The sequence below is a fragment of the Arthrobacter sp. J156 genome, from assembly GCF_056172865.1.
Genome location: NZ_CM149650.1, coordinates 274,360 through 290,981 on the forward strand (window position 1 = coordinate 274,360; position 16,622 = coordinate 290,981).

At 73.8% G+C, this 16,622-nt stretch carries 13 protein-coding genes; 7 read left to right on the top strand and 6 right to left on the bottom strand.

What is annotated here, in order from left to right:
• Window positions 1–7 precede the first annotated feature (7 nt).
• The gene (locus AC0QR5_RS01370; RefSeq protein ID WP_329859747.1) at window positions 8–505 is read right to left on the bottom strand and encodes a metallopeptidase family protein; all 498 of its coding nucleotides are present in this window, start codon (window positions 503–505) and stop codon (window positions 8–10) included.
• 164 nt (window positions 506–669) lie between these two features.
• Between AC0QR5_RS01370 and AC0QR5_RS01375 the strand changes: the two genes are divergently transcribed.
• From AC0QR5_RS01375 to ahcY, 3 genes are all read left to right on the top strand, one after another.
• On the top strand, window positions 670–1,068 hold the full coding sequence (locus tag AC0QR5_RS01375) for a DUF3499 domain-containing protein (protein WP_329859748.1): 399 nt from the start codon (window positions 670–672) through the stop codon (window positions 1,066–1,068).
• A gap of 88 nt (window positions 1,069–1,156) precedes the next feature.
• Entirely contained in the window at window positions 1,157–1,360 is a 204-nt protein-coding gene (locus tag AC0QR5_RS01380) for a Trm112 family protein (RefSeq protein WP_329859749.1), read from the top strand.
• Window positions 1,357–2,841, top strand: coding sequence for an adenosylhomocysteinase (gene ahcY, locus AC0QR5_RS01385; protein ID WP_329859750.1), 1,485 nt, complete (start codon window positions 1,357–1,359; stop codon window positions 2,839–2,841). Before AC0QR5_RS01380 ends, ahcY begins: the two co-directional genes overlap by 4 nt.
• A 78-nt stretch (window positions 2,842–2,919) precedes the next feature.
• On the opposite strand, the gene AC0QR5_RS01390 is transcribed toward ahcY, so the two are convergent.
• Complete coding sequence (locus tag AC0QR5_RS01390; RefSeq protein ID WP_329859752.1) at window positions 2,920–3,726, bottom strand: RDD family protein; 807 nt, start codon at window positions 3,724–3,726, stop codon at window positions 2,920–2,922.
• A gap of 67 nt (window positions 3,727–3,793) precedes the next feature.
• On the opposite strand from AC0QR5_RS01390, the gene AC0QR5_RS01395 reads away from it, so the two are divergent.
• On the top strand, window positions 3,794–4,786 hold the full coding sequence (locus tag AC0QR5_RS01395; protein WP_329859754.1) for a stage II sporulation protein M: 993 nt from the start codon (window positions 3,794–3,796) through the stop codon (window positions 4,784–4,786).
• A 35-nt stretch (window positions 4,787–4,821) separates the two neighbouring features.
• On the top strand, window positions 4,822–6,402 hold the full coding sequence (locus AC0QR5_RS01400) for a DUF1461 domain-containing protein (protein WP_329859755.1): 1,581 nt from the start codon (window positions 4,822–4,824) through the stop codon (window positions 6,400–6,402).
• Between the two features lie 92 nt (window positions 6,403–6,494).
• On the opposite strand, the gene AC0QR5_RS01405 is transcribed toward AC0QR5_RS01400, so the two are convergent.
• On the bottom strand, window positions 6,495–8,435 hold the full coding sequence (locus AC0QR5_RS01405; protein WP_329859757.1) for an AMP-dependent synthetase/ligase: 1,941 nt from the start codon (window positions 8,433–8,435) through the stop codon (window positions 6,495–6,497).
• Window positions 8,436–8,500: 65 nt separating this feature from the next.
• Window positions 8,501–10,123, bottom strand: coding sequence for a dolichyl-phosphate-mannose--protein mannosyltransferase (locus tag AC0QR5_RS01410; RefSeq protein ID WP_329859758.1), 1,623 nt, complete (start codon window positions 10,121–10,123; stop codon window positions 8,501–8,503).
• Window positions 10,124–10,191: 68 nt separating this feature from the next.
• Here AC0QR5_RS01410 and rsmI point away from each other — a divergent pair, with 68 nt between their 5' ends.
• Window positions 10,192–11,040 carry a 16S rRNA (cytidine(1402)-2'-O)-methyltransferase gene (gene rsmI / locus AC0QR5_RS01415; protein WP_329859759.1) on the top strand — a complete coding sequence of 283 codons (849 nt, stop codon included), beginning with the start codon at window positions 10,192–10,194 and terminating at the stop codon, window positions 11,038–11,040.
• Window positions 11,041–11,184: 144 nt separating this feature from the next.
• Window positions 11,185–12,669: an NAD-dependent succinate-semialdehyde dehydrogenase gene (locus tag AC0QR5_RS01420; RefSeq protein WP_329859761.1), complete on the top strand. Its 1,485-nt coding sequence runs from the start codon at window positions 11,185–11,187 to the stop codon at window positions 12,667–12,669.
• 20 nt (window positions 12,670–12,689) lie between these two features.
• Here the strand turns inward: AC0QR5_RS01420 and AC0QR5_RS01425 are convergent, their stop codons facing one another.
• Together AC0QR5_RS01425 and AC0QR5_RS01430 are read right to left on the bottom strand one after the other, a co-directional pair.
• Entirely contained in the window at window positions 12,690–15,164 is a 2,475-nt protein-coding gene (locus tag AC0QR5_RS01425) for a transglutaminase TgpA family protein (RefSeq protein ID WP_329859762.1), read from the bottom strand.
• Window positions 15,161–16,618 (bottom strand): DUF58 domain-containing protein, encoded by a 1,458-nt coding sequence (locus AC0QR5_RS01430; protein ID WP_329859763.1) that lies wholly within the window; start codon window positions 16,616–16,618, stop codon window positions 15,161–15,163. Before AC0QR5_RS01430 ends, AC0QR5_RS01425 begins: the two co-directional genes overlap by 4 nt.
• Window positions 16,619–16,622 lie beyond the last annotated feature (4 nt).

The window sequence follows — 16,622 nt, forward strand, 5'->3', positions numbered from 1 at the left end:
GGGGCCGCTAGTGTCCCTGCAAACCGCGGCCGTAGCTGGAATCGACGTCCTCGGGGGCCATCGCGAGCAGTTCGGCCACGAGTTCCACGACGACGTCGTGGACGACGTCCCCCAGGTCGACGGCGTGTCCCGCGAGCTGCTCCACGGGGCGGCGGTAGACGCGGATGACGGCGGAACGGCGGGCCGTCGCGGAGGACGCCGTGCCGAGGGGAACGGGCCCGCCGGAGGACTCGGCGCGGCGCAGCGACTTCTCGGAGGGCACGAGCTCGACCTCGAAGGCCACGGCCGCGATCCGCGGTCCCCACAACTCCTCGAGCCGCTCGGCGGAACCCGCCACGAGGTCCTCGAAGCGCTCGGCCCGGGTCCGCGACCCCGGCAGCTGCTGCAGCATGAGCGCGCCGCGCAGCCCGCGGCCGTGCCGGTTGCGGCGCCGGCGGGCGAACGGCCGCCCGCGGGATCCCGTGGACGGGCCGTGACCTGGATCGAGGGAGTCGGCGTCGGACATGTTCCGAGCTTATCGGCTCGGGACGCGACCGGCGCCGCCGGACGGCGAGGCCCGCTCGGACGGCGGCGCGCGGGAGCGGACCGCGTCGCGGGCGGAACGACGGCGGCCCGCCGGGCGGCGTCAATCCCCGGCCGGGGAGGGCCCGCCGGGTAGGCTGGGTCCTCGTGGGATCCATCAGACTCTGTTCACGCTCGGCCTGCCGCCAGCCGGCCATCGCCACGCTGACCTATGTCTACGCCGACTCGACGGCCGTGCTGGGTCCGCTCGCGACGTTCGCCGAACCCCATTGCTACGACCTCTGCGCGGCCCATGCCGAACGGCTGACCGTCCCGCGCGGATGGGATGTCGTCCGGCTCGAACTGCCCGAGCGCCCGCGCCTGGAATCCGACGATCTCTCGGCGCTCGCGGACGCCGTCCGGGAAGACCCGTCCCGTGTGGCCGCCGGGGACGCGCCCGGCGCCGGTGCGCCCCCGGCGCCGCGGAACGCTCCGGAGCCGCTCGAGCCCCCGGCCGACGCCGAGGCGGGGCGCCCACGGCTCCGCGTCCTGCGCGGCCCCTCCTGAGGCACCGGACGTTCCGGCGATCCGGGCAGCCGGCCCCCGCCCGTCACGGGATGGCAGCGCTCGCGGCGCGAGACCATAAACTGGGGCCATGGCCCATATTCCTCCCCAGCTGCTGGCCGTCCTGCGGTGCCCCGTGACGGGTTCGACCCTGGTCCGGCGCGGCGACGAGCTGGTGTCCACCGTCCCCGGCCCCGGCGGCGAGCCCCTGTGCTACGCCGTCCAGGACGGGATCCCCGTCCTCCTGCCGACCCCCGCCGAAACCACCAGCGACCCCACGGAGCAGCCCTCATGACCTTCGACTACAAGATCGCCGACATCGGCCTCCACGAGGCGGGCCGCCACCAGATCCGCCTCGCCGAGCACGAGATGCCGGGCCTGATGTCCCTGCGCCGGGAGTTCGGGCCGACGCAGCCGCTCAAGGGCGCCCGGATCGCCGGATCGCTGCACATGACCGTCCAGACCGCCGTGCTGATCGAGACGCTCACGGCCCTCGGCGCGGAGGTCCGCTGGGCCTCCTGCAACATCTTCTCCACCCAGGACGAGGCCGCTGCGGCCGTCGTCGTCGGTGACGGGACCCCGGAGGATCCCCGGGGGGTCCCGGTCTTCGCGTGGAAGAACGAGTCGCTGGAGGAGTACTGGTGGACCGCCGAGCAGATCCTCACGTGGCCCGGCGCCGCCGGCGACCCGGAGCTCGGTCCCAACATGATCCTGGACGACGGCGGGGACGCGACCCTGCTGCTGCACAAGGGCGTCGAGTTCGAGGCCGCCGGTGCGGTCCCGTCCGCCGCGGAGGGCGACGCGCACGAGTACACGATCATCCTGGACACGCTCCGCCGCTCGCTCGCCCACGATCCGCGGAAGTGGACGCGGACGGCCGAGCGGATCCTCGGCGTCACCGAGGAGACCACGACGGGCGTCATGCGGCTGTACCAGCTGGCGGAGGCCGGCCAGCTGCTCTTCCCGGCGATCAACGTCAACGACTCGGTGACGAAGTCCAAGTTCGACAACAAGTACGGCATCCGCCACTCGCTGCCCGACGGCATCATGCGGGCGACCGACGTGCTCATCGGCGGCAAGGTCGCCGTCGTCTGCGGCTACGGCGACGTCGGCAAGGGCGCCGCCGAGGCGCTGCGGGGCCAGGGCGCACGCGTCATCGTCACCGAGATCGATCCGATCTGCGCGCTGCAGGCCGCGATGGACGGCTACCAGGTGGCGCGGCTCGATTCCGTGCTGGAGCAGGGAGACCTCTTCATCACGACGACCGGCGGCAAGGACATCATCATGGCCGACGACATGCTGCGCATGAAGGACAAGGCCATCGTCGGCAACGTCGGCCACTTCGATAACGAGATCGACATGGCCGGCCTCGCCCGCGTGCCCGGCGTCCGCAAGGTCGAGATCAAGCCGCAGGTCCACGAGTGGGTCTTCGAGTCCGGCACGGAGGCGGAACGCTCGATCATCGTGCTCTCCGAGGGCCGGCTGCTGAACCTCGGCAACGCCACGGGGCACCCGAGCTTCGTCATGTCCAACTCCTTCGCGAACCAGACGATCGCCCAGATCGAGCTCTTCACGAAGCATGGACAGCTCGACGCCGAGGGGCGCCCCGCCTACGGCAAGCAGGTCTACGTGCTGCCGAAGATCCTCGACGAGAAGGTCGCCCGGCTGCACCTCGACGCCCTCGGGGTCGAGCTGACGGAGCTGAGCAAGGAGCAGGCGGAGTACCTGGACGTGGACGTCGCCGGCCCGTACAAGGCGGACCACTACCGCTACTAGCGCAGCGGGCCGGCCGCCTGGTCCCGGAATCCCCGGGACGGGCGGCCGAGCCGTGCCGGAGCCCGCCGCGGGCGTCCCCTACCGCGTGCCCTGGAACGGCAGCCGGTGCAGCCGCTCGGCGACGGCGCGCTGGCGCTCCTTGGCCGCGCTGAGGCGCTGGAAGTCGCGGTTGCGCCGCTCGGCCATCACCGCGGTCAGGAAGTCCTCGGCCCCCGTGCCGGGCGGGGGGGCGGGGGCGACGAATGCGTGGACCTGGGTGGCCAGCTCGGCGCCGACGCGCTCCCGGGACCGCGGCGTCATCGACGCGGACTGGCGGACGAACCGCACCACCTGGGCCGCCAGCGCGTCCGGCACGCGGCCCAGGTCGGCGAGCTCGGCCCACGGCTGCAGACGCGTCGGGACGGGCGGGAGCTGGGGCGTGAACCGGGCCCGGCGTTCGCGCATCGAGTACGTCCCCGCCAACATGTCGCCGAGCCGTTTGCCCCGCTCGTTGGAGAACGCCACGATCAAGGCGAGCGAGCCGAACAGGGCCAGGACCTCCAGCAGGGCCAGCATGCCGCGGATGAACGCGTGGCGAAAGCGGATCGATCCGCCGTCGTCGCGGACGATCCGCAGCCCCATGACGGCGCGGCCGAGCGACTTGCCGCGCGTGAGCGTCTCCACGGCGACGGGTACGGCGAGAAGCCAGAAGAGGGAGATCCCCAGCCACATCGCCGTCGCGGCGGATTCGTCGAGCAGCGTGGTGGTCTCGCCCAGCAGGACCACGGTGCCGAGGAGCGCCAGGGCGTAGACGAGGTAGTCGATCAGGCAGCCGACGGCGCGGGGGACGAAGCTGGCCTCGCGGAGTTCCAGGACCACGGCCTCGCCCGTGATGACGGTGCTCATGGTCCTCCCGGATCGCGGTGGTGCGGTCCTCCCAATGTAGCCGACGGGCCCGGGATAGGGTGGGAGCGTGGACCTTGATGCCTTCGTCGCCGTGCACCAGCCGGACTGGCAGCGCCTCGATGCGCTGTCTTCCCGGCGTCGGCTGAGCGGCCCCGAGGCGGACGAGTTCCTGGCCCTGTACGAGCGCGTGTCGACGCACTTGTCGATGGTCCGCTCCGTGGAACCGGACACCGTGGTGTCCGCGGACCTCTCGGCCCGCCTGTCCCGGGCGAGGACCCGGTTCACGGGCGCGCGCGGTGACGTCCTGGCGGAGCTGGCCCGCTTCTTCGTCGTCTCCCTGCCGGCGGCGTTCTACCGCATCCGGCACCTGACCGTGGTCATCGGGGTCCTGTTCACGGCGCTCGCCACGGCCTTCGGCTTCTGGGCCGCGGGCACGCCGGGAGTCGTCGAGGCGATGGGCTCCCATGAGGAGCTGCGGGCCTACGCCGAGCACCGTTTCGTGGACTACTACTCGGAGAACCCCGCGGCCTCGTTCGCGGGGGCGGTCTGGAGCAACAACGCCTTCATCGCGGGGATGTGCGTCGCGTTCGGCATCACGGGCCTCTACGTGCCGTTCGTCCTGGTCCAGAATGCGATCGGGATCGGGATGGCCGGCGGCGTCATGGCGGCGTTCGGGGAGCTGGACACCTTCTTCCTCTACATCCTTCCGCACGGCTTCATGGAGCTCACGGCCATCTTCATCGCCGCGGCCGCCGGGCTGCGGATCTTCTGGGCCTGGGTGGCTCCGGGGCCGAGGACGCGGGCCGCTGCGCTGGCCGCGGAGGGGCGCTCCCTCATGACGGTGGCCCTGGGGCTGGTCCTCGTGCTGCTCGTCTCGGGGATCGTCGAGGCGTACGTGACGCCGAGCCCGCTCCCGCATGGGGTGCGGATGGGCCTGGGCCTGGCGGTCCTGGCCGGCTATTGGACCTACACCCTGGTCCTGGGGCGGCGCGCCGTCGCCTCGGGCGCCACGGGAGACATGGATACTTACGACGCCGGGGCCACGGTTCCGACGGCGTAGCACCCCCGTGGTGCCGAGAAAGGAAAAGGCAACGCATGAGCGAGAACAAGACCCCGACGCCCGCGCCTGGAACGGAGCCGGAGCCGTCGCAGGACGCGCGCGACGAGGAGCTCGAGCGCTTCAACGAGGCGCTGCGCGCCCTGGGTGAGGACCCCGAGGACTTCGGCTGCGACGAAGGGCGGTTCGAATCCGCGCCGGTTCATCGGGAGGGAACCGTGGAGCCGGAGCCGGAGCCGGAATCGGAAACTGAACGGGAGCGGGAGTCCGCGCCGGAGCCGGACATGAAGCCGAGCCGGGAGGCGGACCCCGCGGTGGAAGCCTCCTCGGGGGCTGCCGGTGGCCGAGCCGCCCGCGATGCCGCCGGCGCCCGGAAGCCGGCCGTCGACGGGCCCGGGGACGAACCCGGCCGCGGCGTCGAGCCCGGACGCGACGATGACGGGCCGGGAGTAGAAGCGCGCTCCCGGCCGGACCAGTCGGACGACTCGGCCCGCGCGAGCGAACCCGTGCCCGGGGCCGGGACAGGCGACCGGCCGAGGGACGCGCAGACCGTTGCGACGCCGCCCGGGAGGATCGACGCCGAACGGGACGACGCGGTGCTGGACCGCGCCGCCAGGCGTGGGCCCGCGCCTGAGCCCGTGACCGAGGCGACCTCCGTCCAGCCGGCCGCCACCGCAGACCAGCGGCACGCGGCTGCTGAGGAGGCACCCCACCCGGCGTCGACCGCCGTTCAGCCGGCGGTCCCGGTGGCCGCGGCCCCGGCGGCCGGTTCCCCCGGGGCGGGTCGGGCGGCGGCCGCTGCCGCGGCCAAGCGCAAGGATCCGCTGCCCGCCGAGCTGGCGGCCCTGCGGGACCCGGACGCCCGCCGTCGCCAGGCCGCGCGCGACGCCGCGCTGACCGCCAAGCCCCGCCTGCCGCGCGTGCTCCAAGTGGTCCTGGCCTTGGCCTTCCCGCTCCTGCTGCTCATCGGGGCGGTCCGCGCCGTCGCCACGCCGTGGTTCCTCTGGCTCGCCTACAACCGCCCCGGATTCCCGGCCGATGCCTACGGGTTCACCGGCGCCGAACGGCTGAACTACGGCTCCTACGGCGTCGACTACCTGACCAACGCCGCGGGGTCCGACTACCTCGGCGGCCTCGTCGACGGGCGGGGCGACCCGCTGTTCCTCGCCACCGAGGTGGCGCACATGGCCGACGTGAAGATGGTCCTCGGCACGGCGTTCTGGGGCGGGCTCGGGCTCGCCGTCCTGGCGCTGGGCATCATGTGGTACCTCGCCGTGCGCTACGCGGGGGGGATCCGCCGCGGGTTGTTCGCCGGGGCGCTCGTCTCGCTCGGACTCATCGCGGGCCTCGCCGCCGCGGCGATCGTGGGCTGGCAGTCGTTCTTCACCGCCGTGCACCAGGTCTTCTTCGCCGACGGGACCTGGACGTTCCGCCTCGACGACACCCTGATCCGGCTCTACCCGCCGCAGTTCTGGGTCGACGCGGGGATCGCCGTCGGGGCCCTGGCCCTGCTCGGCATCGTCGTCGTGCTCATCGCCACGTGGCCCACCGCCAAGCGGCGCGAGCGTTCCCGCCTGCGCCAGGAGGCCCGGGACTTCGGCCTGGTGCGCCAGCCGTAGGCGGCCGGCCCCGGAGCCGCGGTGCGCGGCCGCCGGGGGGAACGGCGAAGGCCCGGGGGAGCACCCCCGGGCCTTCGCCGTCCGCGGCCGGGTCAGCCCGCGTAGAGCTTCTCGATGGCCCCGGCGCTGGACTCCATGACGGCGAGCCGCTTGAGCTTGAGCGACGGCGTCAGGTGGCCGGACTCCTCCGTGAACTCCTCGTCCAGGACCACGAAGCGGCGGATGCCCTCGGCGCGCGAGACCGTGGCGTTGGCCTCGTCGACGGCCGCCTGGATCTCCGCGAGGACCTCCGGATGCCGGACGGCCTCGGAGGGGTCGAGGGCGCCGAGTCCCTTCCCGGCCGCCCAGGGGCCGAGCTCGTCCCGGTCCAGGGTGACCAGCGCGCCGATGAAGGGGCGGTTCTCGCCCACGAGGACCACCTGCCCCACGATCCGGCAGGCGCGGACGATCTCTTCGAGCGGCCCCGGTGCCACGTTCTTGCCGCCGGCCGTGACCAGGAGGTCCTTCTTGCGCCCCGTGATGGTGAGGAAGCCGCCGTCGTCCAGGGTCCCGAGGTCTCCCGTGCGGAAGAATCCGTCCGCGTCGAACGCCTCCGCCGAGGCCTCCGGGTTGTCGTGGTAGCCGGCGAAGACGCCGATGCCCTTGATGAGGACCTCGCCGTCGTCCGCGATCCGGACCGTGGTGCCCGGGATCGGCCGGCCGACGCTGCCCACCCGCGTGTCGCCCGCCATGTTCACGGTGGCCGGGGCGGTGGTCTCCGTGAGGCCGTAGCCCTCGAGGAGGCCGATCCCGGCGCCGCGGAAGAAGTGGGCGAGCCCCGTGTTGAGCTCGCTGGCCCCGGAGATCGCGTACTCCGCCTGGCCTCCGAGGACGGCGCGCAGCTTCGGGTACAGGGCCTTGTCGAAAAAGAGGTGGCGCGCCCGCGTCGCGAGCGGCAGCCGGGCGGCCCCGCCGCGGGCCTTCGCGTCGCGCCACCGGGAGACGTCGACGGCCGCCTCCTCGGCCTGCAGGAAGAGTCCGGCCTTCCCGCCGGCCTCCGCCTTGGCGAGGGCCCCCGAGCGGATCTTCTCGAAGATCCGGGGGACGGCGAGCAGGAACGTGGGCCTGAAGGTCTTGAGGTCCTCCATGAGGTCCGCTGCGCCGGGCGTGTGGGCCACGGTGGTTCCTGCGTGGAGGCAGCATTGCTGGACGGCCCGGGCCAGCACGTGGGCGAGCGGGAGGAACATGAGGGTGCGCGAGCCCTCGGAGACGACCTCGCGCATGTGCGGGACGAGGTTCACGGCGATGGCCGCGAAGTTCCCGTGGGTCATCATGCAGCCCTTGGGGCGGCCCGTGGTGCCGGAGGTGTAGACCAGGGTCGCGACGTCGTCGTACCCGCGCGAGGTGCGCGCCGCCTCCAGCTCCGCCTCGGACACCGGGCTGGTGCGGCCGGCGCCGATCAGGCGGGCGAGGTCGCTCCCCGTCCCGATGCCGGTGGGGGCGGTGCCGGGGCCCGGCTGGTGGGCCGTTCCTCCGGTGACGGGTGGCGGCGTCGCGACGCCCGAAGCCGCCGGGGCGGACGCCTCGTCCGTGCCGGGGGCCGATCCCGTGAAGCACCAGAGCGTGACGGCTTCGCCGAGGGACTCGGCGGCCGCGGCGATCACCGCGGCGCGCTGCGGATCCTCGGCGAACGCGTGCCGGGCGCCGGAATCCCGCAGGATCCACTCGACCTGGAACGGCGAGCTGGTCTCGTAGACCGGGACGGAGACGCCTCCCGCGAACCAGACGGCCTGTTCCGCGACGGCCCACTCGTAGCGGGTGCGGGACATGATGGCCACGGCGTCGCCCGGACGGACCCCGGCTTCGACCAGCGAACGCCCCGCTGACCGGACGACCGCGACGAACTCCGCCGTCGGGATGCCGTGCCACGCGCCGTCGACCTTGACGGCATAGGCGTCGGCGCCCCCGCCGCGGGCCAGCCGGTCGATGAGCAGCTGGCTGGCACCGTAGCCGGCCGGCAGCTCGTGGAGCAAGGGGGTGGTGGCTTCGCGCATCGGCCTCTCCTGGGTGGATTGCATGGTCCGGGTCACAGTCTAAGTTACTTGCTGGTAATAAAGGGTCAGGCCCAGCTCGGCATCCAGATCCGCAGCCGCCATTGCTCGTAGGGGATCGTCTCACCGGTCCAGACGGGCCAGAAGAAGGCCGAGAGCGCCACCACGGTGAACAGGAAGACCGCGACGGCCACGACGCCGGCCCGGCGCCGCTCGGGCGGGGCGTCCCGCCGGCCCAGGACGAGGCCCAGCGCGTAGGTGAGGGCCAGGACCATAAAGGGGTGGAACGAGATCGTGTAGAAGAAGAACATCGTGCGTTCCGGGTAGAGGAACCACGGAACGAATCCGGCCAGCAGCCCGGAGAGGATGGCCCCCGCCCGCCAATCGCGGCGGCCGGCCCAGAAGAGCAGCACCACGCACGCGCTCAGGGAGGCCGCCCACCAGAGGACGGGATTGGGCAGGTCCGTAATGACCGCGCTGCAGCTTGCCGCCGCGCACCCCGGCTCCCCGGACTCGACGCCCTCGTAGTAGAAGAGCACGGGCCGGCCGGCGAAGAGCCAGGTCCACGGCCCCGACTCCCACGAGTGGTCCGAGGACAGCCCCTGGTGGAAGGAATAGGCGCTGCGGTGGTAGTCGATGAGGGACCGCAGGGGCCCGGGAACGAGCGGCCACGCCTGCTCGGGGTGCTGCGACGCCCAGTCGCGGTGATAGCCGCCGGAGGTGGCGAGCCACCCGGACCACGTCGCCACGTAGACCGCCACGGCGGCGGGGATCATCGTCAGGAAGGCGGGCACGCCGTCGCGCAGGATGCCCGCGGTGAACCAGCGGCGGATGCCGGCGGCGCGCCGGGCCGAGACGTCCCAGAGGACGGTCATGAGCCCGAAGACGGCGATGAAGGACAGCGAGGACCACTTCACGCCGGCAGCGGCGCCGAGGAGGATCCCGGCCGCGAGCCGCCACGGGCGCCACGCGAGCCACGGCCCGTAGAGGAGGGCGTCGCGGGTCCGCGGGGCATCGGGTGCGCCGCCCCCGACGGCGGCCGCGAGCCGTTGCGCGAGCCTGCGCCGTCCGTCGTCGCGGTCCACGAGCAGCAGGTAGAACGCGGCCAGGAGGAAGAACATCTGGAAGATGTCCAGCAAGGCGGTGCGGGACATGACCAGATGGTGGCCGTCGACGGCCGAGAGGAGCCCGGCGAGACCGCCGAGGACGGGGGATCGGAACAGCCGCTGGGCCGCAAGCGCCAGGAGGAGCACGGACAAGGTGCCGGCCAGGGCGCCGGCCGATCGCCACCCGAGCCCGTTGTCCCAGCCGAAGACCAGCATGCCGAGCCCGATCAGCCACTTGCCCAGCGGGGGGTGCACCACGTAGGCCGCGTCGTCGTTCGGCGCCGGGCTGCCCGCGATGAAGGCGTCGTTCGCCTCGTCCGGCCAGCTGCGCTCGTAGCCGGACTCCAGGAGCGTGTAGGCGTCCTTGATGTAGTAGGTCTCGTCGAAGGTGAACGCGTGGGGGTGGGAGAGGTTCCAGAAGCGCAGCAGCGCGGCGAGCGCGGTGACGGCGAGCGGGACGATCCAGGCCAGGCGCGTAGCCGCTACCGCGGGTCCGAGCAGGCGGCCGCGGAGCGACGTTTCACCTAACGCATCGGCGGGGTCGCGGACCCAGCGCGGGCTGGTGGTTCCGGTCGATGCGCTCACCCGGCCCACTCTACCGGCGGAGTCCGGCACGGCGCCGGAGGCGGACGCGTGGACGGTAGGCTGGCGGGGTGAACACGACCCCCGGCCCCGGACGGATCGTCCTGGCGGCCACGCCGATCGGAAACCTGGGTGATGCCTCGCCCCGCCTCGTCGAGTGGCTGACGACGGCCCCGCTCGTCGCCGCGGAGGACACGCGTCGGCTCCTCCACCTGGCCAATGCGCTCGGCCTCCGGGTCGCCGGCCGACTCATCAGCTTCCACGAGCACAACGAGGGCGCGCGGATCGAGGAGCTGCTCGGGCTCGTCCGCGACGGCAACGACCTCCTCGTGGTCAGCGACGCCGGAATGCCCGCCGTCTCCGACCCAGGCTTCCGGCTCGTCGAGGCGGCCGTCGCGGCCGGGCTCGACGTCACCGCGGTCCCCGGCCCCTCCGCCGTGCCCACGGCGCTCGCGCTGTCCGGCCTGCCGACGGACCGCTTCACGTTCGAGGGCTTCCTGCCCCGCAAGCCGGGCGACCGTGCCGGCCGCCTCGCCGAACTCGCCGACGAGCGGCGCACGATGGTGTTCTTCGAGGCGCCGCACCGGCTCGAACCCATGCTGCGCGCGCTCGCCGAGGCGTTCGGTCCCCTGCGCCGGGCCGCCGTCGCCCGCGAGCTCACGAAGCTCCACGAGGAAGTGCGGCGCGGCACCCTCGACGAACTGGCCACGTGGTCGTCCGACGGGGTGAAGGGGGAGATCGCCGTCGTCGTCGCCGGGGCCGGGGAGGCGGCGCCGGCCGAGGCGGCCGACCACGTCGCGGCCGTGCAGGCCCTCGTCGACGGGGGGCTGCGGCTCAAGGACGCCGTCGGCGCCGTGGCCGAGCGCGAGCGCGTCTCCAAGCGGGAGCTCTACGCGGCCGTCCTCGACGCGCGGGCCTGAGCTCCGCGGAGGCCGGGGTCCGGCACGGGGACAAGTGCACAACGGGGAGCCCGCGTCATGGTGCAGGGCGGCATTTACACCGGGGAAGCCACGTCGATACGGTGGCAGGGACACACCAGCCCACCACTTGCGGGAGATCACTCAATGACGACCATCACCCCGGAGCGCGAAGCCGAACTGCTCGCCTCCGTCCCCACCGGCCTGCTCATCGACGGCGAGTGGCGGGACGCGTCGGACGGCGGGACCTTCGACGTGCACGATCCCTCCACGGGCCGCGTCCTGGCCACCCTCGCCTCGGCCACGAGCGAGGACGCCGTGGCCGCCCTCGACGCCGCCGACGCGGCGCAGGCCGCCTGGGCCCGGACGGCCCCGCGCGAGCGGGCCGAGATCCTGCGGCGCGCCTTTGACCTGGTCACGGCGCGGTCCGAGGACTTCGCACTCCTGATGACCCTCGAAATGGGCAAGCCGCTCGCCGAGGCCCGTGGCGAAGTCGTCTACGGCGCCGAGTTCCTGCGCTGGTTCTCCGAGGAGGCCGTCCGCGACTACGGGCGCTACGTGACGACGCCCGAGGGCAAGAACAAGATCCTCGTCCAGCGCAAGCCGCTCGGCCCGTGCCTGCTCATCACCCCCTGGAACTTCCCGCTCGCGATGGCCACCCGCAAGGTCGGCCCCGCCGTGGCGGCCGGCTGCACCATGGTGCTCAAGCCGGCCAAGCTGACGCCCCTGACGAGCCAGCTCTTCGCGGCCGTCCTGCTGGAGGCCGGCCTGCCCGCCGGCGTCCTGAACGTCGTCTCCTCGAAGTCCGCCTCCGGCATCTCCGGCCCGCTCATGCAGGACCCGCGTCTGCGCAAGGTCTCCTTCACCGGCTCCACCCCGGTGGGCCGGCAGCTGCTCAAGGACGCGGCGGACAACGTCCTGCGGACCTCGATGGAGCTCGGCGGCAACGCCCCGTTCATCGTCTTCGAGGACGCCGACCTCGACCGGGCCGTCGAGGGCGCCATGGCCGCGAAGATGCGCAACATGGGCGAGGCCTGCACGGCGGCGAACCGCTTCCTCGTCCAGACGTCGGTGGCGGAGGAGTTCACGCGCCGCTTCGCCGAGGCCATGGAGCGACTGGTGCCGGGCCGCGGTACCGAGGCGTCCACGACCGTGGGCCCGCTCATCGACGGCGGCGCGCGAGACGATGTCCACGCCCTCGTCACGGCGGCCGTCGAGGCCGGTGCCGAGGCGGTCACGGGCGGTGCGCCGATCGACGGCGACGGCTTCTTCTACCAGCCCACCGTGCTCGCGGGCGTGCCGAACGACGCCGAGATCCTGCGTCAGGAGATCTTCGGCCCCGTGGCTCCCGTGACGACGTTCGAGACGGAGGAGGAAGCCGTCAAGCTCGCCAACGCGAGCGAGTACGGTCTCGCGTCCTATCTCTACACCGCGGACTACAACCGCATGTTCCGCGTCGCCGAGCAGATCGAGTTCGGCATGGTGGGCTTCAACGCGGGCGTGATCTCCAACGCCGCCGCGCCGTTCGGCGGCGTCAAGCAGTCCGGCCTGGGCCGCGAGGGCGGCGCCGAGGGCATCGCGGAGTACACGACGACCCAGTACATCGGCATCGCCGACCCCTACGCGGTCTGACGGGCCGCGGTGCGCCGGGGTCAGCGGACGAACAACGACGGCGGCAGGCCGCGGGCCCGGGCCTGCGCGGCGGCGCCGGCCGCGGCCGAGAGCTCCAGCTCCACCTCGCGCAGCGCGGCGGCGAGCTCGGCGCCGCCGGGCGGTGCCGTCGGCACCGGACGGACGCCGGCGAGGCGCGTGGCGAGCGATCCTCCGTCGGGCCGGGGTTCGGGCACGTGCCGGTGGGTCCCCTCGGGGATCCGTCCGTGTCCCGGCGGGGCGTAGCGCACGCGTTCGAACGCCTCCCGGAGGACGGCCAGGGAGCCGGCCGCGTCCGGGAGGGTGCCCGTCAGCCGGTTGGCGTAGTCGGTCGCCGTTTCCGCGGCGCGCATGCGGTGCCCGTAGTCCAGGCCCAGGGCCACGAGCTCGTCCCACGCGGCGGCGGGGCCGTCACTCCGGGCCTCGGGGCCGGCTCCGGGGGCGTCCATCGCCCGCACGCGGCGGAGGCGGCGGGCGCCGGCGAGGCGCCGCAACAAGTGGGGCGAGGCGAGCAGGAGCAGCAGGAGCACGGCTCCGCCGATGGTCGGCGCCGTGCCGGGCCCGTCGCCGCTGCCCCTGCCGCCGCCGGGCGTGGCGGCCGGGCTGCTGGCCTCGCTCGTCGGCTCGGCGCCGGGGTCGGCCGTGTTCTGCCCGGGCGCCGGGAGCAGCGGGTCCTCGACGGGGCCCTCCGCGGGGCCCGGGGCGTCGGGTGCGTAGCCGGGCGTGGTGCCGCGGCCCGGCGTCGGCTCGAACGGGACCCAGCCGATCCCCTCGAAGTACAGTTCCGGCCAGGCATGGGCGTTGCGGGAGGTGATCGAGTACCCCTGCAGCTGTGTTCCGTCCGGGCCGTCGACCGTGCCGCCGGCCTCGCGTCCCGGCGCGTAGCCGATCGCGATGCGGCTCGGGATCCCGAGCGAGCGGGCCATGAGCGCCATGGCCGAGGAGTAGTGGATGCAGTAGCCGCTCCTGACCTCGAGGAAGGCCTCGACGACGGCCAGGCCATTGCCGTCGTAGCCCTGTTCCAGGGGGGTCTCCTCCGAGTAGCGGTAGTCGACCCCGCGCAAGTGGTTCTGCAGGGCCAGGGCGCGTTCGTAGTCGTTGCCGGCCGAGGCCTCCGCGACCACGCGCTCCGCGGTCTCGACGACGATCCCGGGCAGCTCGTCCGGCACGGAGGAGTAGACCTCCGGCACGGGAGGGCCGCCCTCGGCGGGCCGGCCGGAGCCGGCGAGCAGCTCGGCGGTGATGACCGGGCGGCGGGAGACCACGCGGTAGTCCTGGTCCGGGCTCGCTGCGCCGGCCCCGGCCAACGCCGTGGCGGTCTCCGGGAACCAGCCCCACGTGCCGCGCAGCCCGTCGACGGCGCCCGCGCCGGTCGGCAGGGGCAGCCACGGGCTCGCGTAGTTGCCCGTCGCGATGCGCGTGTTCACGATCGTCGTCTCGCCCTCGAACGCCGCCCAGGGCCCCTGGTCGAGCGAGCCGTCCATGGGCTGCCGGGACACGTCGGCGTCCCCAGGGGCCCAGCGAGCCGCATCGAGGTCGCCCACGACGGCGGTCCGCAGGTAGAGGGGCTCCTCGGAATCGGTCCAGTACCGCACCGTCGTGAGCCCGACGGGGGAGCGGAGGTTGTTGCCGAGGTTCAGGACGGGATTGATGCCCGTCGGCTGGCCCCACAGGTAGAGCTTGCGCCCCTCGGGGAGCAGCCCCGTGGTGAATCCGGGCAGGGCGAGCGGGACGACGAGCATCGCGATCACGGCGCCGGCGGCGATGAGCACGGATTGCCGCAGCAGGCCGCTGTGGACCGCGGCGGCGGGATCGATCGTCGAGTCGGCGAGCCGGGCGGCACCGAGGATCAGGAGGAATCCGACGGCGGTCGCGGCCACGTGCCCGAGCCCCGCCCCCTGCGGCTTGATGAGCGAGGCGGCGGCGAGGACGATGCCGAGGGGCACCGCGGCGAAGGCGGGGAAGCGCAGGCCGAAGGCGATGAGGTCCGTCGTCGCGGCGACGAGCCCGACGGCGAGGCAGGTCAGGAACACGAGCGGCGCGCCGGGCAGCACGGGCGGGGCCTCGGAGAGGATCGCCTGGTTCGCGGCCGGGAAGACCTCGAGGAGACGCCGCACCGTCTCGGGGCCGGGGAGGAAGCCCAGGAACGCGGACTCGGAGAAGAACTGCAGGGTCAGTGTGCAGACGAGGGCCGTGAGCGCGGCGAGCGTGGGCCACGGGCTCCGCGCCCCGAGGGCGCGCACGCCGGCCGCGGCCGCGCAGACGGCGACGACGGTGACGGTCGCGTGCTCGAGCCAGCGCCAGCCCTCGAAGACCCCGTTGAGGCTCCCGGAGGCCATGAGGACGGCGGCGGCGACGGCGGCTCCCGAGAGCCAGGCGGCCCCGGCCCGGCGCCCCGGGGCACGCTGCCGGCCGCCGTCCGGGCGCTCGTCGGCGGTGCCGGCGGCCCGAGTTCCGGGAGTGTCGAGGAGGGTCATCGCGATCTCCTGGTGCCGTCGATCCGCTCGACGGTGCCGAGCCGGGTCCAGGCGGCGGCGACCGGTTGGTCCGGTGTGGCGCCGATGGGGTGCCAGCCGGCCTGGCGGAAGACGGAGGCGGCCCCGAGCGAGGCCGACGGGGTGCTCGTGGCGAGGAAGACCGCGGTGTTCCGGCCGCTGCCGACGGCCTCGACCCATTCCGTCGCCTCGGCTTCGGTGAGCCGGCCCGTCAGCAGAACGAGTGGATTGCGCGCGTTGCGGATGACGGCCGAGAGCCGGCGGACCACGCCGTTGTCCCCGGGGCCGCCGGGCGGGGAGGCCTGGCGGAGTCCGTCGGGATCGTGTCCCGACCGGCGGCGCGGCGCCGCGGGGTCCTCGAGTCCGACGCCGGCCAGGGCGAGCTGCAGGTCCGTCGCGGCATCGGGGCCGGAGAACAGATCGCGGTGCCCGTCCGGCGCCGAGGTCGAGTGCCCGGCGAGGGGCCGGCCGTCCTGGTCGAGCAGGTCGACGGCGTAGCCGAGCTCGGCGAGGTGGGCGGCGATCCCGAGGGCCGCGGAGAGGACCCAGTCGAAGCAGGGGGTCGTGGTGCCCGGGGAGCCGGTGAAGTTCGCGACCTCGAGCGGCTCGTCGAAGCCGAGGTAGCTGCCGTTGTAGGGCTCGCGGCGGCGGTCGACGAGGAGGGTCGCGCGCGGCGTGGACCGGTACTCCTCCTGCCTCACCATGAGCGAGCCGTGCCGCGCCGTCGCAGGCCAGTGCACACGCCGCATCGGGTCGCCGTCGCGGTACTCGCGCGTCATGACGTCGTCGCTGTCCGGGGTGGCCTGCCGGTTGGCGCGGGCCTCGCCGTGGCTGCCCGCATCGCCGAGGACCCCGTTCGGCTCGAGGCGGGGGACGGGCTGCACGACCGTCAGCGGGGCCGGGCGGTCGACGGCGCCGGGCCGCGAGGCGAGGCCGAAGGGGTCGGTGAAGAGCGCGGTCAGCGGGCCGATCGAGTAGACGCCGCGGCGGGCCGGCTTCAGCCGGTAGCGGTAGCGGCCGCCGGAGCGCGGGTCGTCGAAGCGCGGGGAGGCGCCGAAGCGCGGCGGCAGGGCCTCGGTCAGCGAGACGGACCCGGGCAGCTGTCCGCGGTGGCTGACCTCGAGACGTACGTGGGCGGTCTCGCCCGCGATGACGGGGTCGGGGTCGAAGCCGCGGCGGACGTGCAGGCGGCTGCCGCCGATCCGGACGACGGCGGCGGACAGGAGCGGGACGACGGCGAGGAAGACGGCGATGTTGACGAGCTCGCGGCGGCCCATGAGCCAGGCGAGCACGAGCGTCGCCGCCCCGGCCAAGAACAGGCCCCAGCCCCTCGGAGTCAGGAACGCCAGGCGCAGGCGCTCCTGCAGGGACCGCTTGCGGTCGGGGTCCGGGCGCCCGGGTGCGGCCCCGTCGTCGTACCCCGTTGGCCCGGCCATGGCG